The 24035-nt window shown below is 42.5% G+C and carries 17 protein-coding genes; 10 read left to right on the top strand and 7 right to left on the bottom strand.

The features are described from left to right. The first annotated feature begins 9 nt into the window (after nucleotides 1-9). Nucleotides 10-618, top strand: a complete 609-nt coding sequence (locus tag K8P02_RS21670; protein ID WP_002559178.1) for a thiamine diphosphokinase — start codon at nucleotides 10-12, stop codon at nucleotides 616-618. 302 nt (nucleotides 619-920) lie between these two features. On the opposite strand, the gene thrC is transcribed toward K8P02_RS21670, so the two are convergent. The 3 genes from thrC to thrA all read right to left on the bottom strand — a co-directional run bounded on the left by thrC (nucleotide 921) and on the right by thrA (nucleotide 6110). Further along, on the bottom strand, nucleotides 921-2222 hold the full coding sequence (gene thrC, locus K8P02_RS21665) for a threonine synthase (RefSeq protein WP_025867970.1): 1302 nt from the start codon (nucleotides 2220-2222) through the stop codon (nucleotides 921-923). Nucleotides 2223-2350: 128 nt separating this feature from the next. Next, on the bottom strand, nucleotides 2351-3574 hold the full coding sequence (locus K8P02_RS21660; protein ID WP_025867969.1) for a cofactor-independent phosphoglycerate mutase: 1224 nt from the start codon (nucleotides 3572-3574) through the stop codon (nucleotides 2351-2353). A gap of 100 nt (nucleotides 3575-3674) precedes the next feature. After that, nucleotides 3675-6110, bottom strand: a complete 2436-nt coding sequence (gene thrA, locus K8P02_RS21655; protein ID WP_002559174.1) for a bifunctional aspartate kinase/homoserine dehydrogenase I — start codon at nucleotides 6108-6110, stop codon at nucleotides 3675-3677. A 394-nt stretch (nucleotides 6111-6504) separates the two neighbouring features. Between thrA and K8P02_RS21650 the strand changes: the two genes are divergently transcribed. From K8P02_RS21650 to K8P02_RS21625, 6 genes are all read left to right on the top strand, one after another. After that, nucleotides 6505-7542, top strand: a complete 1038-nt coding sequence (locus K8P02_RS21650) for an asparaginase (RefSeq protein ID WP_007483874.1) — start codon at nucleotides 6505-6507, stop codon at nucleotides 7540-7542. A gap of 231 nt (nucleotides 7543-7773) precedes the next feature. Then, nucleotides 7774-9141, top strand: coding sequence for a DNA repair protein RadA (radA, locus tag K8P02_RS21645; protein WP_002559172.1), 1368 nt, complete (start codon nucleotides 7774-7776; stop codon nucleotides 9139-9141). 51 nt (nucleotides 9142-9192) lie between these two features. Further along, nucleotides 9193-9567, top strand: a complete 375-nt coding sequence (locus K8P02_RS21640; protein ID WP_007483873.1) for a GxxExxY protein — start codon at nucleotides 9193-9195, stop codon at nucleotides 9565-9567. A gap of 42 nt (nucleotides 9568-9609) precedes the next feature. Continuing rightward, the gene (locus K8P02_RS21635; RefSeq protein ID WP_025867968.1) at nucleotides 9610-11226 is read left to right on the top strand and encodes an NAD(P)/FAD-dependent oxidoreductase; all 1617 of its coding nucleotides are present in this window, start codon (nucleotides 9610-9612) and stop codon (nucleotides 11224-11226) included. Nucleotides 11227-11243: 17 nt separating this feature from the next. Next, entirely contained in the window at nucleotides 11244-11972 is a 729-nt protein-coding gene (locus K8P02_RS21630; RefSeq protein WP_007483871.1) for a hypothetical protein, read from the top strand. Between the two features lie 4 nt (nucleotides 11973-11976). Continuing rightward, a complete protein-coding gene (locus tag K8P02_RS21625; protein WP_007483870.1) occupies nucleotides 11977-12570 on the top strand; it encodes a response regulator transcription factor in 594 nt (197 codons plus the stop codon). Here the strand turns inward: K8P02_RS21625 and K8P02_RS21620 are convergent. Continuing rightward, nucleotides 12567-13310 (bottom strand): phosphatase PAP2 family protein, encoded by a 744-nt coding sequence (locus K8P02_RS21620; protein WP_223381818.1) that lies wholly within the window; start codon nucleotides 13308-13310, stop codon nucleotides 12567-12569. The two genes, K8P02_RS21625 and K8P02_RS21620, sit on opposite strands and share 4 nt — an antisense overlap. 820 nt (nucleotides 13311-14130) lie before the next feature. Here K8P02_RS21620 and K8P02_RS21615 point away from each other — a divergent pair. From K8P02_RS21615 to K8P02_RS21605, 3 genes are all read left to right on the top strand, one after another. Beyond that, nucleotides 14131-15567, top strand: a complete 1437-nt coding sequence (locus K8P02_RS21615) for a polysaccharide lyase 6 family protein (protein ID WP_002559166.1) — start codon at nucleotides 14131-14133, stop codon at nucleotides 15565-15567. Between the two features lie 86 nt (nucleotides 15568-15653). After that, nucleotides 15654-18068: a TonB-dependent receptor gene (locus tag K8P02_RS21610; protein WP_025867967.1), complete on the top strand. Its 2415-nt coding sequence runs from the start codon at nucleotides 15654-15656 to the stop codon at nucleotides 18066-18068. Nucleotides 18069-18613: 545 nt separating this feature from the next. Next, nucleotides 18614-19624, top strand: a complete 1011-nt coding sequence (locus K8P02_RS21605; RefSeq protein WP_025868355.1) for an IS110 family RNA-guided transposase — start codon at nucleotides 18614-18616, stop codon at nucleotides 19622-19624. A 543-nt stretch (nucleotides 19625-20167) separates the two neighbouring features. Here the strand turns inward: K8P02_RS21605 and K8P02_RS21600 are convergent. The 3 genes from K8P02_RS21600 to metA all read right to left on the bottom strand — a co-directional run bounded on the left by K8P02_RS21600 (nucleotide 20168) and on the right by metA (nucleotide 23924). Then, nucleotides 20168-21100, bottom strand: a complete 933-nt coding sequence (locus tag K8P02_RS21600) for a hypothetical protein (protein ID WP_369880925.1) — start codon at nucleotides 21098-21100, stop codon at nucleotides 20168-20170. An 80-nt stretch (nucleotides 21101-21180) separates the two neighbouring features. Beyond that, nucleotides 21181-23010: a peptidase U32 family protein gene (locus K8P02_RS21595; RefSeq protein ID WP_007483868.1), complete on the bottom strand. Its 1830-nt coding sequence runs from the start codon at nucleotides 23008-23010 to the stop codon at nucleotides 21181-21183. Continuing rightward, a complete protein-coding gene (metA, locus tag K8P02_RS21590) occupies nucleotides 23007-23924 on the bottom strand; it encodes a homoserine O-acetyltransferase MetA (protein WP_007483867.1) in 918 nt (305 codons plus the stop codon). The genes K8P02_RS21595 and metA overlap by 4 nt, the downstream gene beginning before the upstream one ends. Between the last annotated feature and the right edge of the window lie 111 nt (nucleotides 23925-24035).

The raw sequence follows: 24035 nt of genomic DNA, 5'->3' as shown, positions 1-24035 counted from the left end.
CAAATGAATATGACAACAGAAGCAGTTATTCTCGGTAATGGTGATTATCCTTCACATCCATATCCACTGAATGTATTATCACAAGCTCCATACGTAGTTTGCTGCGACGGCGCTGCCAACGAGTATATTCGCCGGGGCTTTCGTCCGGATGCTATTATCGGAGACGGAGATTCGCTCTCTCCCGAGAATCGGGAACGGTTTGCCGGAATCTTCCACCGTGTGAACGATCAGGAAACAAATGATCAGACCAAAGCCATCCATTTTTTGCAGGCACAAGGAAAACGGCAGATCGTCATTGTAGGAGCTACAGGCAAACGTGAAGATCACACATTGGGTAACATCAGCCTGTTAATAGACTACATGCAGGAAGGGCTTCAGGTGCAAATGATAACAGATCATGGTATCTTTATCCCCGCTTGTAACACACAGGTATTCACTTCACAACCGGGACAACAGGTTTCTATTTTCAACTTCGGAGCAACGGGATTACAGGGAGAAGGATTAGCCTATCCGCTAAGCGATTTCAGTAATTGGTGGCAAGGTACCTTGAATGAAACCACCGAATATGAATTTTGTATTCATGCAACAGGAAAATACCTTGTATTTATAAACTTCTGAGTGCTTCCCGCACGGGGAAGTAAGACGAGCGATGATTGCAGGTCGTTGTGTAATATTACTTCCTGCGTACTATCCGAAGTGCTAAAAAGAAAACCTATAACATACTGATTATCAATATACAAGCAGAACAATTTTCTCCTCGATGCCAAAGGGGTTCCTCCCCGGAGCCGAGCCCCCTCTTCCCCGGAGCCGAGCAAGGCACGCGACTCCGGGGGAGTATCTAATGTAAAACAATATAACTTTATTGAAGGCTTTCCTTGAGTCTCACTCAGGTACTTTTCAGGCATCCGGCATCTTTGTTTTTAAAGAGCAAGCAGGTAATTCTTGAAATCAACAAACTCCTTTGTCATCGGCAAACTCTTCTTCTCACCTTTCATGAAGGCTTGCAGCTTAGCAGGAATCTCTACTTTATCTCCAACAATTCCTTCTACTGTATCCAGGAACTTAGCCGGATGTGCTGTTTCAAGAAACACACCGGTTTCTCCGGGCTTCAACCCCTCTTCAAGGGCACGATAACCACAGGCTCCATGCGGATCAAGCAGGTAATGAGTATCTTCATACGTTTTCTTTACCGTTTCACGGATTTGTTCATCGGTATAGGTTGTACCGGTTATCTCAGCCGAAATAGCAGCATGCGAACCACCATAAAGATCGAGCACACGGGCAAAGTTACTCGGATCGCCCACATCCATGGCATTTGCAATAGTGGCAACGGATGGACGCGGATTATACTTACCCGTTTGCAGATACTGATAGAAAATATCATTCTTATTATTAGCAGCGATAAAGCGTTTCACGGGTAACCCCATCTTTTTGCCAAAGAGTCCGGCTGTGATATTACCAAAGTTACCACTGGGCACACAGATCACGGCATTATCCGCTTTCCCAGCTTTCTTCAATTGTGCATAGGCATAGAAATAATAGAACGCCTGAGGCAGAAAGCGGGCCACATTAATAGAGTTGGCACTGGTCAGTTGCATATGTTCATTCAGTTCCTTATCCATAAAGGCAGACTTCACAAGCGCCTGGCAATCATCAAAAGTACCATCCACTTCGAGAGCGGTAATATTCTGTCCTAAGGTAGTGAACTGCTTTTCCTGTATTTCACTGACTTTCCCTTTGGGATAAAGCACATAGACATGAATACCGTCTACTCCGAGGAAGCCATTGGCAACCGCACTACCGGTATCACCGGAAGTAGCCACAAGTACATTCACCTGCTTTTTACCCTCTTTACGGATAAAGTAACCCAGCAAACGTGCCATGAAGCGGCCACCTACATCTTTAAAGGCAAGCGTAGGACCGTGGAACAATTCGAGTGAATAGATATTATCTTTCACATGCACCAACGGCACATCAAAGTTCAATGTATCATAGACAATCTGTTTCAACGTATCTGCCGGAACGTCTTCTCCAAAGAAAGCATCGGCTACGCGATAGGCTATCTCCTGAAAAGTAAGCGTATCAATGGTGTCATAAAACTCCTGAGGCAGTGGTTTAATCATTTCGGGCATAAAGAGCCCTTTATCGGCAGCCAAGCCCTTCACTACAGCTTCTTCAAGAGTAGCAACAGGAGCCTGACGGTTAGTGCTGTAATATTTCATAAGTGGTATTTTAAATTTAGTTTATACTGAGTTAGTGATGAGTGATTAGTGATGAGTGATTAGTGCTGTGCAGCGTCAGTGCCATTGCGCAAGCCCACTGTCAATTGTCAACTGTCAACTGTCAATTGTCAACTCTTCACGGGTAGTGCCATAAATTCGTTAATAAATTCATCTGCCTTCATCAGCCCATACACCCCGTCACAAGCGGCCACTTCGTCATAGGTCTGCACTTCGTCCGGTGTAATGCCCGGATACCAGATAAGAAACGGAATAGGTTCGTTGGTATGGGTACGAAGTTCGCAAGGGGTAGGATGATCGGGCAATACAGCAATGGCTACCGGTTCGTCCCAATCCTTCACAGCTTCATAGATAGGGCCAACAGCACGGCTATCCAGGTTTTCAATTGTAAGAAGCTTCAACGAAATATCTCCTTCATGTCCCGCCTCATCACTGGCTTCGATATGGAGATAGACGAAGTCATCCGTCTTCAATGCTTCCAGTGCAGCTGCCACTTTGTTTTCATAATTCGTATTATAGAGTCCGGTTGCTCCTTCCACCGCAATGCGGCGAAGTCCGGCATAGTATCCGATTCCATTTATCAGATCGACCGCCGAAATAACAGCTCCTCTTTTCACTTGAGGGAAAGTATCGGAAAAAGTATCCATTTGCGGACGGTATCCCGGACTCCAGGGCCAGATACTATTGGCAGGGTCTTTGCCTTCGGCCATACGTTTCAGATTCAGCGGATGATTCTTCAGCAGTTCCTGCGACTTTAAGATCAGTTCATTAATAAGATCTGCTGTCTCCCGGGCTTCCGGCACTAACGGTTTCACCATCAATGGGCGAAAAGGCTTTAAAGGTACGTCATGAGGCGGAGTACAATCCAGCTGTTTATTTCCGTCTTTGATGACCAACAGATGACGATATTGAACACCGGTATGGAAACGTACGCGATCATTGCCTAAATGTTCCTGCAGATATTGAATCAGCACATCGGCTTCTTCAGTAGAAATATGTCCGGCGGAATGATTTTTTATATTATCTCCTTCAATACAGATGATATTGCAACGCATCGCCATCTCTCCCGGTTGGAGTTCCACACCGATACTTGCTGCCTCGAGCGGACCGCGTCCTTCATATACCTTCGGAAGATCATATCCCAATACCGACATATTGGCTACTTCACTGCCAGGATGAAAACCATCCGCTACAGTCATCAGCCGTCCATTACGCCCCATACGGGCGAGTTTATCCATATAAGGCGTTTTTGCATATTGCAGGAGCGTCTTGTCTCCCAATGACTTTACAGGCCAGTCGGCCATGCCGTCACCTAATATAATGATATGCTTCATTTTCTTAATTGACAATTGACAGTGGACAATTGACAATTAACAAACCAACTGCAACAAAGCGCAGCAACTGTCAATTGTCAATTGTCAACTGTCCACTAAATTAAACATTCGCTATACTCATAATATCCGCAAAGACTCCCGCTGCCGTCACACCTGCACCGGCACCATATCCCTGAATCATCATCGGATACTCTTTATAACGCTCTGTTGTGAGCAGGATAATATTGTTACTGCCTTCCAGTCCGTAGAACGGATGATTGGCCCCTACTTCCTGTAAGCCCACAGAAGCCTTCCCGTTTTCGAGCGTAGCAACAAAACGCCAGTGTTTATTTTCTTTCTCCAATACCTGACGACGGGCTTCAAAGTCTGCATCCAGACTCGGAACACGCTTCCAGAAATCATCCAACGATCCTTCAAAGAAATCATTCGGGACAAAAAGATTCTTCTCTACATCTTCCTGCTCCAGTTTATATCCGGCTTCACGTGCCAGAATCACCAGCTTACGAATCACATCTTTACCACTCAGGTCGATACGTGGGTCCGGTTCGGAATAACGCTCTTCCTGTGCCATCTTTATCGTACGGCTAAATGGGATATCAGCACTGATCTTATTGAATATATAGTTCAACGTACCGCTCAGCACAGCTTCAATCTTTAATATCTTGTCGCCACTATGAATCAGGTCATTGATTGTATTAATGATAGGAAGCCCTGCCCCTACGTTCGTCTCAAACAGATATTTCACACCACGCTGACGGGCTATCTGCTTCAATTCGCGATAGTTCTCGTATTTGGAGGAAGCAGCAATCTTATTGGCAGCCACTACCGACACATTGTGCAGCAACAGATCTTTATAAAGCGAGGCTACATCCGGACTGGCAGTACAATCCACAAATACAGAATTGAAAATATTCATGCCGATAATCTCATCACGAAGAGACTCAAGCGTACTTTCGGTACCTTTCGCTTCCAACTCTTCCCGGTAATTAGCCAGGTCAAAACCCTGACGGCTGAACATGGCTTTCGTAGCGTCGGCAATACCTACCACATGGAGTTTCAACCCGTTTTCTACTTTCAGCTTTTCCTGCTGACAGCGGATCTGTTCTATCAGGCTACCTCCTACCGTACCAATACCACAGATAAAGAGATTCAGCACCTGATATTCGGACAGGAAGAATGAATCATGAATCACATTCAATGATTTGCGCAATGATTTAGAGTCAACTACAAATGAAATATTTGTTTCCGAAGCTCCCTGTGCACAAGCTATCACATTAATACCATTACGTCCCAATGTACCGAACAATTTACCGGCAATACCCGGTGTGTGCTTCATGTTCTCACCCACAATTGCTACGGTAGCCAGATTTTTCTCTGCCTGAATAGGAGATATCTCACCCATTTCTATCTCTTTGGCGAACTCCTCATTCAACACTTCACAAGCCAGATCGGCGTCGGCATTACGCACACCGATGGAAGTACTGTTCTCAGAAGAAGCCTGAGACACAAGAAATACGCTGATACCATTCTTTGCCAGAGCCTTAAAGATACGATAGTTAACACCAATAACACCCACCATACCAAGACCTTGCACAGTAATCAGGCTGGTGTCATTGATAGAAGAGATACCTTTAATCGCTTTCGTTTGCGGATCGGAAACCTCTTGTTTGATAACCGTGCCCGTACCTTCGGGATTGAATGTATTCTTTATTAATATAGGTATATTCTTATGACAAACCGGGTAAATAGTAGGCGGATATACCACTTTGGCACCGAAGTTACAAAGTTCGGTAGCTTCCACATAACTCAGTTCGTTGATAGTATAAGCAGTAGAAATCACACGTGGATCGGCTGTCATGAATCCATCTACATCGGTCCATATCTCCAGGCTATCAGCATCCAGAGCAGCAGCAATGATGGCCGCTGTATAATCCGAACCACCCCGTCCAAGGTTGGTAACATCCCCCGTCACCTTGTCCGATGAAATGAATCCCGGTACCAGCGATACTTGCGGAATCACCCGGAAAGCCTCTTTCACCAATTGATGCGTCAGTTCAGTGTCAAGTGTGTGTTTGGAATGTTTTCTTTCTGTCTTTATAAAAGTGCGCGAGTCAAACCATTGGGCACCTTCAATCAGCTGCGCTACAATGATAGAAGAGAGGCGTTCGCCATAACTAACAATGGTATCCGATGTTTTTGCAGAAAGGTCTTTTATCAGATAAATACCCTGAAAAATATCTTTCAGCTCATTGAGCAGTTCACCTACCTGACGTTGCAACGAAGCCTGATATTCACCTGCGGGAACCACTTCTTTAATCATCTCCACGTGGCGATAAACAATTTCGCGGAACTCACCTTCGTAGGCCGAATCACCTACAGCGGCCATTTTAGAGGTATTAATCAACTTATCGGTAATGCCGCCCAATGCGGAAACAACTACAATAACCGGTTCTCCGGCCGACTCTACTATTCTCTTTACGCTTAAAATGCTGTTCACGGAACCTACGGATGTTCCGCCGAATTTCATTACTTTCATGCAGATACTTTATATTTTCAATGCTTCCTTTTCCGGAAACAATGGTTTATTTACAACTAAAATACTAAATTTGAATTTGCTTACTTCCTGTAAGCGTGATTCACGTAGAAACACAAATACTATCCCTCAACCCCTAAGGGTCATGGTGCACATGGATGTGACTGTATGCGGATAGTACTTCATCATAGTCATTGTTTCTCGTTACTATTTGATAAGATGTCGCAAAAGTAACAATAAAAACATTCAATCTATCACTTTTTGCGATAATTTTCTAATAAAAAGATTTTCCCTGTGGAGCAGTGACAAATTAGCGCGTTGTACTTTTCTGACATTTTGTTATAAAATATAAGATATATAATTATCTTTGCAGTATTCAATTGCATAAAATACGCTTATGAACCCTTCAAATACTTCCGTATTGTTAATATACACCGGTGGCACGATTGGAATGATAGAAAATGCCGAAACCGGAGCACTGGAGAACTTCAACTTTGAACAGTTGCAGAAGCACGTCCCCGAACTTCAGAAATCAAACTGTAGCATTGATTCTTACCAGTTTGATCCTCCAATGGACTCATCGGACATGGAACCCGAAGCATGGCGGAAGCTGGTACGAATCATTTACGATACATACGAGCGGTATAATGGTTTCGTTATCCTGCATGGTACGGACACAATGGCTTTCACAGCCTCAGCATTGAGCTTCATGCTCGAAGGATTAAGTAAACCGGTCATTCTCACAGGCTCACAACTGCCTATCGGAGTATTGCGTACAGACGGTAAGGAAAACCTGATGACGAGCATAGAAATAGCTGCTGCTCAGGACAAACATGGTAATCCACTTGTACCTGAAGTATGTATCTTCTTTGAAAATCATCTGATGCGGGGCAATCGTACTACCAAAATGAATGCTGAAAACTTCAATGCTTTCCGTTCTTTCAACTATCCGATACTGGCAGAGGTGGGAATACATATCAAATACAATTATTCTGTTATCCATACCATTCAGGAAAAGCAGGAACTGAAACCACATTATTTGCTCGACACCAACATTGCCGTATTAAAACTCTTTCCCGGCATACATGAGAATGTAGTAGCAGCCACACTTACCATCGACGGATTAAGAGCCGTGGTATTAGAAACCTATGGCTCGGGCAATGCCCCCCGTAAGCAATGGTTCCTCCGCCTGCTACGTGAAGCAAGCACACGAGGAATTGTGATAGTCAACGTCACTCAATGTAGTGCCGGAACGGTGGAAATGGAACGATATGAAACCGGTTATCATTTGTTGGAATCGGGCATTGTCAGCGGATACGACAGCACCACCGAGTCCGCTGTCACCAAACTGATGTTCCTGCTGGGACACGGCTACAGCCCTGAGGAAGTGAGAGAACGAATGGCACGCCCCCTAGCGGGAGAGATTACATTATAGCCCACTACCGTTTTCACTACAGAGGACGCAGAGGACACAGAGTTATTAAAATCTTAACGGTTGTTAGGGACTAATGATTCCAATACTTAAAACTCTGTGTCCTCTGCGCCCTCTGTGGTGAAAACGATGGTGAATTTATGACTAATATTAAATAAAACTCTGTGAGACTCTGCATTTTTCTGTGGTGAATTTATTACTTTTGTCCATCTTATAAAGTAAAGGACAAAAAGAATGGCCAAAGAGAAAACCGTATATGTATGCAGCAATTGTGGACAGGACTCTCCCAAATGGGTAGGAAAATGTCCTTCGTGTGGCGAATGGAACACCTATGTAGAAGAGATAGTCCGGAAAGAACCTACAAACCGCCGCCCCGTATCGGGCATAAATACAGCCAAAGCCAAACCTATTACTTTAAATGAAATAGAAGCAGATGACGAGCCACGTATCGACATGCACGACGAAGAGTTAAACCGTGTGTTAGGCGGTGGTCTTGTCCCAGGTTCACTGGTACTGATAGGTGGTGAACCGGGCATTGGGAAATCGACTCTTGTGCTCCAAACAGTACTACGTATGCCCGAAAGACGTGTCCTTTATATCTCCGGTGAAGAAAGCGCCCGACAATTAAAATTACGTGCCGACCGTCTGACAACTGCTTCCAGTGACTGCCTCATCGTTTGTGAGACCTCTCTGGAGCAGATCTATGTACATATCAAAAATACCAATCCCGATTTAGTCATCATAGACTCTATACAAACCATTTCTACAGAAAATATCGAATCTTCTCCCGGCAGCATTGCACAGGTACGTGAATGTTCGGCATCCATTCTCCGTTTTGCCAAAGAGACCCATACGCCGGTACTGCTTATCGGACATATCAACAAGGAAGGCAGTATTGCCGGACCAAAGGTTTTGGAACACATCGTAGATGCCGTACTTCAGTTTGAAGGCGATCAGCATTATATGTATCGTATCTTGCGAAGCATAAAAAACCGCTTTGGGAGTACAGCAGAATTAGGCATTTATGAAATGCGGCAAGACGGGCTCCGGCAAGTCAGTAACCCATCGGAATTGCTCCTTTCGCAAGACCACGAAGGTATGAGCGGAGTAGCTATTGCCTCTGCCATCGAAGGGGTACGCCCATTTTTGATTGAAACACAGGCATTGGTCAGTTCTGCTGTATATGGTAACCCGCAACGCTCTGCCACAGGGTTTGATCTTCGCCGTATGAATATGCTGTTGGCTGTACTCGAAAAACGGGTAGGCTTTAAACTGGCACAAAAAGACGTGTTTCTCAATATTGCCGGAGGGCTGAAAGTAAATGATCCCGCCATTGACCTTGCCGTTATCAGCGCTATCCTCTCCTCCAACATGGATGCATCTATCGAACCGGAAGTTTGTATGGCCGGTGAGATCGGACTATCCGGTGAAATACGCCCGGTAAACCGGATCGAACAACGCATCGGTGAAGCAGAAAAGTTAGGATTTAAACGCATTCTGTTACCTAAGCATAATCTGCAAGGAATTGATACAAAGAAAATAAAGATAGAATTGGTGCCGGTTAGGAAGGTGGAAGAAGCATTCAGGACACTATTCGGATGATTCACCACAGAGGACACAGAGGGCACAGAGTTCAATTTAGAAAACAAAGAAATGGAAGATATTAATATACTCACTAATAAGGTTCTTGGTCTTGCTTTTGAAGTACACACACAATTGGGAGCGGGATTATTGGAAAGTACATATGAAACCTGTCTATATCACGAACTTATAGAAACAAATATACAAGTAGAAAGACAAAAAAAATTGCCAATCATTTACAAGGGTATCAAACTGGACACCGACTACAGGATAGACTTATTAATTGATAAGCGGCTTATTATAGAGTTGAAAAGTGTAGAGACATTACAGCCTGTACACTCAGCTCAAATATTAACATATATGAAGCTTAGTAAGCTCAAATATGGATTATTACTGAACTTCAATGTACCAAGACTCAAAAATGGCATTAAACGTTTTATATTATAAACTAATTAAACTCTGTGACCTCTGCGTCCTCTGTGGTGAATCATGATACAAGAATACCAGTTACGTCTACTCCCCGAAATTGCTGCCAACGAGCAACGATTAAAGGAATATTTGTCCAAAGAAAAAGGATTAAGTTTAAAGAATATTACCGCTATACGTATTCTGAAACGAAGTATTGATGCGCGGCAACGTACTATTTTTATCAATCTGAAGGTACGGGCTTATATTAATGAAATGCCTGCGGATGATGAATACGAACGAACCGTATATAGTAATGTGGAAGGTAAGCCACAGGTTATTGTAGTGGGCGCAGGACCTGGCGGACTATTTGCAGCTCTGAAACTTATTGAATCAGGACTTCGCCCCATTGTAGTAGAGCGTGGAAAAAACGTACGTGAACGTAAAAAAGATCTCGCACTGATAAGCCGGGAACACGCTGTGAACCCGGAATCAAATTATAGTTTCGGAGAAGGAGGTGCAGGAGCCTATTCTGACGGAAAACTTTATACCCGAAGTAAAAAACGGGGAAATGTAGACAAAATACTAAATGTATTCTGCCAGCATGGAGCTTCTACTGCAATTCTTGCCGACGCACATCCGCATATCGGTACAGACAAACTGCCACGGGTTATTGAAAACATGCGTAATACCATTATCAATTGTGGAGGTGAAGTGCATTTTGAGACACGAATGGATGCACTGATCATCGAGAACGAGGAGGTAAAAGGCATTGAAACAAATACAGGAAAAACTTTTCTCGGTCCGGTAATACTGGCTACAGGACATTCGGCACGTGATGTATATCGCTGGCTGGCAACCAACAACGTAACGCTTGAGGCAAAAGGAATAGCTGTTGGTGTCCGTCTGGAGCATCCTGCAGAATTGATAGACCAGATACAGTATCACAATAAAAACGGTCGGGGAAAGTACTTACCTGCTGCCGAATACAGCTTCGTAACACAGGTCGAAGGACGAGGAGTATACAGTTTCTGTATGTGTCCCGGTGGTTTTATCGTTCCTGCTGCCAGCGGACCCGAACAGGTGGTAGTCAACGGAATGTCTCCTTCCAACCGTGGTTCACGATGGAGCAATTCAGGAATGGTGATAGAGGTACAACCGGAAGACTTAGACAATGGACAGTGGACAATGGACAATGGACAGTCAGCTACACAATCCAACTGTCAATTGTCAACTGTCAATTGTCAACTCCTAAAAGTGTTGCATTTTCAGGAAGAACTGGAACGGCAAGCCTGGTTACAGGGAGGAATGAAGCAAACGGCTCCGGCACAACGCATGATGGACTTTACGCGGAAGAAACTGAGCTATGATTTACCGGACTCCTCTTATAGTCCGGGATTGATATCTTCACCCTTACACTTCTGGATGCCGGAATTTATCAGTAAACGTTTGTCACAAGGCTTTCAGCAATTCGGACGGATGAGTCACGGTTTTCTTACCAACGAGGCAGTGATGATCGGAGTAGAAACACGTACTTCTTCCCCTGTGCGTATTGTACGTGACAAAGATACGCTGCAGCATGTAACAGTCCGCGGCTTATTCCCTTGTGGTGAAGGAGCAGGATATGCGGGAGGAATTGTATCTGCGGGAGTTGACGGAGAACGGTGCGCAGAAGCTGTTGCAAACTATTTAAATCATTAATTCAATAATTGAGAGTTATGAAGAACATTATTTTTTCTCTTACTATAGGAGCAATTCTCCTATTTAAATCATTGTCATTTAATTGTTATGCTCAATCCGATACCACCTTTCTATCTAAAAATGAAAACAGAAAGGTATATATCGAAAACAACAGAAAATCAGAAGTTTTTCAAAAATTACTCGACCCTACAATTCAAGAAAAAGCCTATCCGGAACTAAGACAATACGGACTGGAAGAACTGAAAGAAAGCGAGAAGATATTAAAGCAGGCTCATCCACAAACTATTACAAAACATAATTTATATGAACTACCGGAAGATTGGATCGCTCTCCATTCTTACAAAGGGAAATACTATGTTTATTCTCCATGCCAAATAGATACTCCTACAAACCGTTGGTTGACGGATTCTTGCCTTTACTATAAATACCTGGACGGTCCTTTTCCTGTAATCATTAAATCAGTGGAAAAGAAATCTGATAATCTATATGATATAAAATTATGGAATGTCATTCAACATCCGGATAACAGTCAGGCTTTGGATGAATTACAAATCCACATCATTGATAAGAAAAGAAAAATTTCTATTTGGGAATATAAAAGTTATCAAGGTGAGTCAACCTATGAACTGCTAATACCGAGGAAATCAGCACAGCATTTCGATTTAATCGTTTGTGACTGCCAAGACTTAGATAGTGAATTTGATTTTGATTCCATAGATTTTCCAAACCTTATTTTATCTCATTAAACCTATGAACCACAAACCAGAAATCGCTATCGTTGAAGCGAATACACTTACAGCACTCGGTCTGAAAATGATATTGGAAGAGATTATTCCAATGGCAATTATACGAACTTTCCATAGTTTTGGTGAGCTAACGGATGACACACCCGACATGTATGCGCACTATTTTATAGGCGCACAAGTATATGTGGAGCACAATGCCTTTTTTCTGCCCCGGAAAAAGAAAACAATTGTTCTGGCAGGAGAAAGCCACTCTCTCCAACTATCTGCCGTACGCGTACTGAACATTTATCAATCGGAAGAGCAGCTGGTGAAAGACATTCTGAAACTTCACCAACATGCTCACCACGACGGACATCCGGCTGAAGCCATACCACCAATGCCGGTTATTGAGCATGAATTGTCTGCACGGGAGATCGAGGTACTTGTATTGATAACCAAAGGGTTCATCAATAAAGAGATAGCCGATAAACTAAATATCAGTCTGACCACTGTTATCACCCATCGGAAAAACATTACAGAGAAATTGGGTATCAAATCCGTCTCCGGGCTAACAATTTATGCCGTAATGAACGGCTATGTAGAGGCTGACCGGATTTAAAAACGTACAACGATCATACCACCGTATTCCTTTGAAAAATGATTGTAATAAGGAGAAGCAGCCAGATTAACTCTGCTCTTTTTCTTATCCAATCCAAACAATTTCTTTTCAAAAGGCAGGAGCCAGTATCCGATCCGTGCACTTAATATACCAATTCCCGCACCAGCCAGAACATCATTGCACCAATGTCGTTCATTATAAAGTCGCAGGAAGGCTACCCCACAGGCAATAGTATATGCACCTATACCATAAAGCGGAGAGGAATCTTTATACTCCATCCGTACCAACTCAGCTCCCATAAAAACAGTGGCTGTATGCCCCGAAGGAAAGGAATTAAAAGCTGTTCCGTCCGGACGTTGTTCATCTACCGCCCACTTCACCGCATTGACCATAATCCCCATAGCTGCATAAGAAGTGGCAGTAATCAATACACGATCCACATAACTATGCTTAGCCTTTGCTCCCAGCAGACTTAATCCGAAGTTTGCAATAACGGGTACATATTGTATATAATCATCGGCATGAAAATAGCGTCCATTGCGCCATCCGGCAATATCATCACGCACTTCCCTATTCAGAGATCTCAACCAGGGATTGGCCACCCCAAGTGCTCCTACAGTGATGAGTGAAGCAGGTAGTATTAATTGTGAAGGACGGAAAGAATAGCCCCGTTCAGTGATTTTCAGAGAGTCTGTCGAAGCCGTTTGTGCCCACAACTGAAACGGGTATAGTAATATCATAAGAAGAAAAAACAATTTGATTTTCATCTTTTATTGTTGTAAATAAAATGAATACTGAATGTTAACTGTCGCTTTGCATTTCTGTCTCAGAAACACAACAGGTCACATCCGCTTCGGCCTTTACAACTTCAAAAAGAGGAAAGCAAAACAAGATCCGCCCCATTGCATTCCCCCGGTCATATAAAAATTCTTGGTCGTTTTTTCTATAAGAGAAATGCTAATGAGTTATTTCTAACTGTTATATGTCACTCTATCTGATCTATACCATAGGCTATGTGTTTTAAAGAGAGGTTAATAAAAAAAGTGTGTTCCCGACACTATCCAGACTATAGTTAGGTACGACCAAGTAACCTATGACCGACTGAATATATCGATGGAACACACCCTGTTTCAGGGCGCATCCACAAAGCATATTCTTTCGGTCTGTTAAATTTGGTCGTTTCACTATAGAAAGAATGACAATGCAAACACTCCGTATCTTGTTTTTTTATCTTTAAATAAAGACTCTACTTTATTCAATGTTTATCGAAAGACAAAAATAAGAATATCTTTCTTTATAGACAAACTTTATTTGTATAATCCTTATAAATCGGATACCGGAGTAAGTCCCCCTAATTTCAGATTTGCATATACCCACAATGCATATTCTGTTATTTCAATGTATATTCGGAATATTTTTTCTAAATTCCGCGATAACTCCTTACCTCATATGTATAACAAACAAATATTGAGTTATATCTTACAGAAAGCGATATAATATTGCAAGCTTGCAGCCAGAGAGTTTTGTACCTTAGCATCCTAAAATTATAGATTGATTATTATGAGAAAATTATTGTTACTGCTAGTAATTCTGAGTTGTAACCCTCTTCTGGCAAAAAAGTACTATTTCACCCCCGGGGAGAGTGAATCTTTAAAAAGAATATTAAGTGAAGGGAAATTACTCCCTGGTGACGAAGTCATTCTTAAAGACGGAGTTTTCAAAAATCTGCAGAAAGTGCTCTTTCAGGCAAAAGGAACTGTACAGGATTCAATAAAACTGAAAGCCGAGCACCCCGGAAAAACAATCATATCGGGTGCATTGGATTTTAAAGTCTATGGCGAATATCTGCAAATAGAAGGTTTGTGTTTTCTGAAAGCATGGGCATTGTCTTTCAATATGATTGATTTTCAGAAAGAAACAGGGAAGTATGCTTCACACTGCCGTTTCACCAATTGCGTGATTGATGACTGTAACGACCCCAACAAGAGCGAACAGCCTGCAACGAACGGACAGCAACCCGCCTCCGTGAGCGAATACTGGCTCGGACTCCGAGGTGAGAATAACCGGGTAGACCATTGTTACTTTGCCAACAAACGAATTGGCGGATTGGTACTGCAAGTATGGCTCGACAAAGACAATCACCTGAATAACCACCAGATAGATCACAATCTGTTCGGCACGCGTAAACCCTATGGTGGAAACGGCGCCGAGATCATTCGCATCGGGCATTCATGGTCTTCTCAACTGGAATCACGCACCGTTGTCGAAAACAATGTATTTCTGCACTGTGACGGAGAAAGTGAAATCATTTCGGTAAAATCGTGTCATAATGTACTTCGCCGAAATCTGTTTTACGAGTCAAGAGGAGGTCTGGTATGCCGGCATGGTCATTACAATGTGCTCGAATCCAACACCTTTATCGGTAACAATATAAAAGGTACAGTAGGAATCCGCATTATCAACCAGGGACATACTGTATATGATAACTATATGAGTAAACTGAATGGTTTCGGCCTGTTGGTACGTATTGGCGTCTTTGAAAAACCTACTGCTGATACAGACATAAAAAAAGAACCGCTGACCTCCTACCACCGGGTAGAAAATGTAGATATCGCCTATAACCATTTTATCAACTGCCGGGTATTGGAATTCGGTTCGGGCAAAGGAGATAAAGCACCCCGTAACCTACGTTTTGCCAACAATACCATCTACAACTCAACTCCGAATGTGAGAGTCTTTCAACCGGAAGAGGTTATGCCGGGTATTACTTTCCTGGATAATACTTATTATTTTGAAAATAAAGAGCCAATCGGGCTACCCGGATTTATGGAAGGTAAAATACCAGATACCCTCTTAGCTTTAGAGAATGAAAAAGTAGAAAAATCTATCAACGGAATAGGTCCGGTGTGGTATGCGCCCAATACTGCTGAGATAACTTATATAAGGAATAAAGCGCTTCCCGCACGGGGAGATACGGCAAGCAATGTTAATTATTAAAACGCAGATAATTTGCATAATCCTAATAAATGAGGATTGTGTAACTGATAAGTTTCCCGTTCCTTTGCAAGCAAAATAAGATTATGATGAAAAGAAACAGTATTCTAATTGCTCTAACTCTCTTGACGGCAAGTACCGCTTGGGCCGAAGAAGTACCTAAAGACACGATTAAAGTAGTAGACGTAGAAGAGGTGCTCGTTATCGCATCACCCAAAGAAAACCGCAAACTTCGCGAATTACCCACAGCCAGCACTCTCCTGTCACAGCACGACATGCAAGCCAACCAGGTAACTAATCTGAAAGGCCTGACAGCACTGGTTCCCAACCTGTTTATTCCCGACTATGGTTCAAGGCTTACATCAGCCATTTATATCCGTGGTATCGGTTCACGTATCAACACTCCTTCAGTGGGACTTTATGTAGATAACGTTCCTTATATAGACAAATCAGCCTTCGATTTCAACTATGCGGATATTGAACGTATCGATGTACTTCGTGGACCTCAGGGAACACTATACGGACGTAACACCATGGGAGGACTTATCCGTGTACACACTAAATCGCCATTCAGCTATCAGGGTACAGACCTTAGACTGAGTGCCGGAACTTATGGCAATTATAACGCATCAGTAACTCACTATCACCGTATGTCTGAGCAATTTGCTTTCTCAGTCGGAGAATTCTACGAACATGCAGATGGGTTCTTCAAAAACTCTGCCAAAAACAATAAGAAAACAGACCGTAGTAACGCCGGAGGCGGGCGTATCCGTGCTATCTATCTGCCTACGGAAAATCTGAAACTTGACTTGAATATAAACTATGAATATAGCGATCAGGGAGGATACCCCTATTTTTACACAGGAAAAGTAGACGAAAAAGAAAAGGGAAACGACCTGCGCAAAGATAAAACAGGTCTGATTTCATATAACGACGAAAGCAGTTACTATCGCAGTTTATTAAACGCCAGTGCTAACATCGAATATCAGGCACAAAACTTCACGCTCAGCGCCGTAACCGGTTATCAGCATCTAAAAGACCGCATGTTACTCGATCAGGATTTCACAGAGAAAAACATTTTTACGCTCAACCAACAACAAAGATTAAATACCATCTCCGAAGAGATTGTTATGAAATCTAAAGCCGGGCAAAACTGGCAGTGGACGAATGGCATATTTGGCTTCTACCAGTGGCTGAATACTGACGGCCCCGTTGAATTTAAAGAAGAAGGAGTAAAAGAAGTTATTGAAGATAATGCCAACAATAATTTTCCCTCTTCTCCTGGTGCTCCTACCATGAGACTTACAGTTAATAACCCTACATTAAATGTCAGTGGTAATTTTGATACCCCTACATTTAGTGCCGCCATTTATCATCAGTCCACCTACAACAACTTCCTTATAAAAGGACTTTCCATTACTGCCGGCTTGCGTCTTGATTATGAAAAAATGTCAATGAATTATACCTCTGCCAGTACTCCAATGGATTTCAATTTCAAATTCTATATGCAGATGCCTCCTCCAAGACCAACTATTGACCTTGAAGCAAAAAATATGATAGCACCGGCAAGTTTTAACGGTAAACTCTCAAATGATTACTTGCAATTACTTCCCAAGTTCGCTATTCAGTATGAATGGAAAAAGGGAAATAATGTATATGTTACCGCTTCACGTGGATATCGTTCGGGAGGATACAATGTACAGATGTTCTCCGACCTCATACAATCACAACTGAAAAACTCAATGAAAGCCGCCATGATAAGCAATGAAACATTCGCATCTATGGCAAATATGATTGAGACGATGATGCCGGATGAGGAGATCGACATAAAGGCTTCGACTACCTACAAACCCGAATACTCATGGAATTACGAAGTCGGTTCGCACCTCACCCTGTGGGAAGGACGCTTATGGGCCGATCTCGCCGCTTACTATATGGATACCAAAGACCAACAGATATCCCAGTTTGCCGAAAGTGGATTGGGACGTATCACCATCAATGCCGGAAAGAGCCGTAGCTTCGGTGCAGAAGCTTCGCTACGCGCCAGTATCACAGACGCCTTCAGTATGAATGCATCTTATGGATATACCTATGCTACCTTCACCGATTATGTAGTCAATCAGAAAGATGAAGACGGAAAATTAGTCAAGAAAAGCTATAATGGCAACTATGTCCCCTTTGTTCCCAAACATACCCTCAGCGTAGGTGCACAATACATCTTCCGTATCGCCCCACGCCACTGGCTGGACCGCGTACAGGTTAATGCAAATTACAATGCTGCCGGACGTATCTACTGGACAGAAGAAAATAATGTCAGCCAGGCATTTTACGGAACTCTGAACGGACGTGTCAGCCTGGAAAAAGGGAACGGCGTCCTTGCATTCTGGATACGTAATGCATTGGACAAAGAATATCAGGCATTTTATTTTGAATCAATGGGCAATGGATTTATGCAAAAAGGACGTCCCATGCAATTGGGAGTAGATGTACGTTGCCGCTTCTAAAACATAATCGTAATCGTCTAAAAACCAGTATTTTTAAGAGTGTACACTTTTGTTATACAAGAATGTGCACTCTTGTCATACTAAAATGTACATTCTTGCTATACTAAAGTGTACACTCTTGCATTCCTTCATTTTACTTACAAGAAATCATTACATCAAACTTGTCTAAAATACGCTGTTCATTCTCTGTGTTGTCACATCTTATACCCGATCGATATATATGTCGTAGAGAAACGTAGTGAAACTCTATGAGAATCGGGGCGTTCCTCGTAGAGTTTCGACCCGTTCCTCTACCATTATCTTTGCCATGGAAAACATAGTTCTTTATGAACGTTAATAAGAATAAATTTCTTAATATTGTCTCGTAAACAAGAAAGCCTCCATATGTCGCGTTAGCTTACTTCCTCTATTAATCTTTTAGATTATTCCTCGTATTAAGCACGACATATTTATTGAACCTAAGCCAGAGAGTATTTCGGGAGTTGGATCCCATTATCATGGTAGTAGCCGTTCAATATCGGAGACCTTCACTAAATAAAAATGTTATGGTACAAATTTATGGAATTGATTTGGGAATGTCAAGCTTTGACGTTAGTTTTTTGAGTGAATCGGGCAGTGTCCGTCATTTATCCGGTGTAAAGAACACGGTTCATGGGATCAGCAAGTTTCTTCTCTCCTTGCCTTCCTCTGCCGTTCTTTGTGCGGAACATACAGGCGTTTATGGGGACCTACTGCTTCGTCTGTGTACTTTAAACCGGACATGCCTGTGTTTTGTTCCGGGTTATCAGATAAAGCATAGTCTGGGGCTTCAGCGTGGTAAATCCGATCCTCTGGATGCCTGTCGTATCCGTGAATATGCCGAACGTTTTTATGACCTTCTCAGACCTTGTTTCTATCCTGGGGAAGAGATGTCTGAACTTCAGGAATTGTATCGTACACGCTCTCTGCTGGTGGAATCTCGTAAGCGCCTGGACACTTTAAACATAGGTGATAATTGTAAATCTTCTGTTTCCCTGGCGGCCGACCATGCACGGAGAGCTGTTCTTGCGGAGTTAAATACCCAAATATCCGGGCTTGACCATGAGATAGAAGCCCTCATACAAAACTCTTCCGAATTCAGCAGGAATTATCAGATTCTTACCTCCATTGTCGGTGTAGGACCTGTGACCAGTTGTGAGCTGATAATAAAGACAGAGAATTTTAGAAAATTAGACACGGCTAAAAAATGTGCTGCTTACGCAGGTATCGCTCCTTATCCCAAAGAATCGGGAAAGATGAAATGTGGACATAAAATATCGCCAATGGGTGACAAACAATTGAAAACACTGCTTTTCTTATGTGCACGTTCGGCAAAGGAGCATAATAAAGAAATAAGATTATACTTCCTAAAAAAGCATAAAGTGGAAAAGAAGCACTTTTTCGTAGCGATGAATAACATTGCCAATAAGTTATTGCGGCTGATTTACAGTCTGATTCAAAAGCAACAGACCTATGACAGGGATTATATACAAAGAGACCCGAGATGTGTTGTGATTTCAGATACACATAAATGCTGAAAAAGAAACAAATGGACCGTTTAGGTAGTAAATATTCAAAACAAGTAGACGGTTTTATAATACATTGATAATTAATACATTATATGAGAGATTATTTTCTCGTAGAGAATCGACTCGTTTCTCTACGACAAACGCTTCGATTCTCTACGAGAAACGGGGCATTTATCACCGAGAAATAAATGAAACATCCATAAGATATAACAATTGGTATAGTTACGAAAGTAGAGTCAGTCATTAATTGTAATGAAAAAGAAAACATAGTGAAGAAAGGACATATCTTTCGTAGTTAACATTTATTAAAGCAATATTCTGCGGAAACATTTGGTTTTAATAGAGTATACGAGAAAAAACAAGCCTACATATTTCATTGATATACAGCCATTTAACAATTCATAAAATTGTTTATTATTTTCACTATCGAAATCTATTTTCTTTCTATTTTCAAAGCCTTACAAATTATCTGAAATAATTACAAAAAAAGCCGTAAGAAGATAAATCAAGAAGCAGCAGTATAACCAGTCAGCATATTGCCACGTTGGCAAATTATTCATTTATAGCTCCACAATGCGGACAGACTCCCTTCTCCCGTAATTTCCCTCCACAACGTCCACACTGGTATTTATACCCGTTACTTTTATGCAGTTTTTTCGCAAACAGCCACACAAAGCAGAAAAGGAAAAGATAACCGATATATATATGTGTAGTCAGAATAAAAAAGAAGTAACAGAAAATACAACAGGAAGTCAATCCAAGCAAATAGAAGACAGCAGCGGCCGGAGCCAGTTGCCGGAACAGGTCATCGAGCACTGCCAGAAAGACAATAAGAAAAATCCAGATACTCAACAGGAACACCGACAAAACAAGTGGTACCTTAAAAGGTGAAAGTGTAGGGTTAAAATAGAAATGTTGCCATGTATCAGGTACAAATACCTGCATCGACTCATATATAGTGGCACTAAACGCCATCAACAGACAAAGAAAAAGCGGATAAATACTATCAATGTCATTGAAATAAACCATCTGTAGTTGCTTACGCCGAAAAGCACGAAAAAGATAAACACCCACGAACAAGGCAAAGACAATCACAAAATAAGAGGCATGAGTATCACTGAACAAATAAATAAACTGAGATATACTATCGGTAGGCACAAAAGACTTTATCAATTCCGTTTCACGCATCCATCCCTGGATTTCCTGTGAATGAGCCAGTTTTACCCATACACTATCCACACTGTCTGCCGGATGGATAGCGAACTCTGCCACTACAACACGGTCTCCCCGGTGAAGACTGACAAAAGAATCCTTCACAGGCAAACGTTCCAAAACAACAGAATCTGTTTGTACTTCCAGATTCGTGTTATAGGTGTAATGCCGTTCAAATAAATAAGTAAGAGAATCTTTCGTCTTATCGCTCATTCCCTCGGCAAAAAGATCGGGACGGGGATAATGGCAGGCTGCAAACAAAAAAAGAGTCATCACAGAGTAGCACAAAGCAACCCAAAGCTTCCTGAAACTGCTCTTCGTGTTACCATGATTCATTCTATGATACCTTGTTTTCATAATGCGGCACTCACTTTCATCTGGCAAATCTTACAATCAAATGATAGCCGGAAACGTTTTCCATCCGTCCCTACCAAGTAATAAGGTTCTTTATAGGGCGAACGTTCACGCTGGTGAACAGGACACCAACCCATACTATAACGCAAGCAATGTTTGCAAAACATAAGGACAGCCTCTTCCACCGCCTGTTTTTCATAAGCAGGCTCAATATCTTTCACCCCATGATCCTGATAGAAAGAAGCAGCACGGGTGTTCATCACATTGCCTAAATAAGAAAGCGTCTGTTGCGGATAAGCGTGTGTGGTTGGTTTTAAGACAGCCAACTCACGATGAAATGTCATTCTGCGGGCAGCTATCAGTTTATCGACCACCTGCCTGCGCAGATCGGAGAGTACAGAGGCCGGAATAAACCAATTCCCGGTAAGGTCAATATCTATCCGCATTGCCTCAAAGGGAGTATTCCCCAGTTTGGATAGCTGATTTCTGAGATTATCCTCCTGAGGGGTACGGGCAAGTTCCTTATCACGAGGCAATGTAAGCGTCACACTATTATCATCTTCATCTGTCAGGGTAAGGGAGAAACCAAAGTTATTCTCCGCCAGCAAAATAGAAACGGCAATCTTTCTTTCAGAAGACTTACGGGCAAGTACGCGTTCGAACTCCTGATCAAAATTACGATACAATACAGTCCGGGGTTTAATACGGGGCATCTCCTGCGGATACAGCTTATTGCCATCAACTCGATTGATACGAAATCCTTGTAAACGCCCCTGTTCATCAATGTAGCAAACACCATCCCCGTTATTGAAAGATTTCAGCCCGGCCACCGTAAGATAATTTCCACGAACCTCTTTCATCGTACCCATTTCCTCTCCTAATGACTTGGGAGTATCAAAAGAAAAAATATCTTTACTCCGACCCTTCAAAAAATAATGTGTAAAGCCACGGCTAAAACTCTTATCCAACTGAGGTTTAAACTCAAAACGACAGGAACCGGAAGAGGCACGGACATACTCTTTACGCCGGGAGAAAATGGTATCCAGTTTCTGACGATAGGCAGCGGTAACATTTTTCACATAAGAAACATCCTTCAACCGTCCTTCAATCTTCAAAGAGGTGACTCCGGCATCCAGCAACGCCTCCAGTTCCTCGCTTTGGTTAAGGTCTTTCAGCGAAAGTAAATGCTTATCTTTCACAATTGTCTTACCATCAGCATCGACCAGACTAAAAGGCAAACGGCAGAATTGCGCACACTCGCCACGATTGGCACTCCGGCCAAAACAGGCTTGACTAACATAACACTGACCACTATAACTGACACACAAAGCGCCATGTACAAAGACTTCAAGCGCCGTGTCAGGGCAGGCTTCGTGTATTTTACTTATCTCCCGCAAAGAAAGTTCACGGGCAAGTACTACCTGATGGAATCCCGTATCGGCAAGAAACTTAACTTTATCCGCCGTCCGGTTATCCATCTGTGTACTGGCATGCAACGGGATAGGCGGCAGGTTTAATTGCGTGATCGCCATATCTTGTACGATCAACGCATCCACTCCTATCCGATACAATTCGCCTATCATCTCTTCTGTCTCTTTCAACTCTTCTTCTTTCAGAATTGTGTTGACAGTGACATAGATACGTGCATTGTATAGATGCGCATGCTCCACAAGGGCAGCAATATCATCCAATGAGTTGACAGCAGCAGCACGGGCACCAAACTTTGGTGCACCAATATATACAGCATCCGCTCCGTGATTAATAGCCTCTATTCCACATTCCAAATTCTTGGCCGGAGCCAGAAGTTCTATTTTACGCTGCTTTATCATTTAATATCATTAATATCGTAAGGAGTTTCCTGATAAACAAAGTAGTTCAACCAGTTTGAAAATAACAAGTTGGCATGAGCACGCCAACGTACAACAGGCCCTTTCTCCGGATCATCGTCTATATAATAATTACGCGGTACATCAATCGGCAGTCCTTTTGCCAGATCCCGCCTATATTCCGTATCAAGCGTTAACGGAGAATATTCCGAATGCCCGGTTACAAAGAATTCGCGCCCTCCACGAGCCATTACCATATATACACCTGATTCATCCGATTCGGAAAGCAATGTCAATTCAGGTACTTTAACAATATCCTCTTTACGCACTTCCGTATGACGGCTGTGAGGAACATAAAAAGTATCATCAAATCCACGGAAGATAGCTTGCAACGGATCGAGAGTACGGTGCTCGAAGATACCGAACATCTTTTTATCTAAAGCATATTTAGGAACACCGTAATGGTGATACAAGCCCGCCTGAGCCGCCCAGCAAATATAAAGCGTTGAAGTGACATGGGTACGTGCCCAATCGAAGATTTCCATTATCTCATCCCAATAACTGACTTCTTCAAAGTCCATCTGCTCCACCGGGGCACCGGTAATAATCATACCGTCATACTTCTCGCCACGCATTTTATCAAAGTCCGTGTAAAAGGTCTTCATATGTTCAACAGGCGTATTCTTGGATGTATGACTCTTTATTTTCATAAAAGAGATTTCCACCTGGAGTGGTGTATTGGACAGCAGACGCACCAAGTCAGTCTCTGTGGTTATTTTCAACGGCATCAGGTTCAGAATTACAATCCGCAACGGACGTATATCCTGTTGTGTCGCACGCGAGTTGTCAATCACAAAGATATTTTCTTCCTTCAGCAATTCTATCGCAGGTAGCTTATCAGGTAAATTTAACGGCATGAGGGTATTTACTATTTACGATTTAACGATTTACGATTGCCATTCGGCAAATTCTTTGCAAAAATAACGATTTCACCACAGAGTAGCACAGAGTTTCACAGAGAAATATGT

It is taken from the genome of Bacteroides nordii (assembly GCF_019930665.1).
In the GTDB taxonomy this organism is placed as follows: domain Bacteria; phylum Bacteroidota; class Bacteroidia; order Bacteroidales; family Bacteroidaceae; genus Bacteroides; species Bacteroides nordii.
The sequence above is the reverse complement of the archived record's forward strand: the minus strand, read 5'-3'. Positions and strand labels throughout refer to the sequence as shown.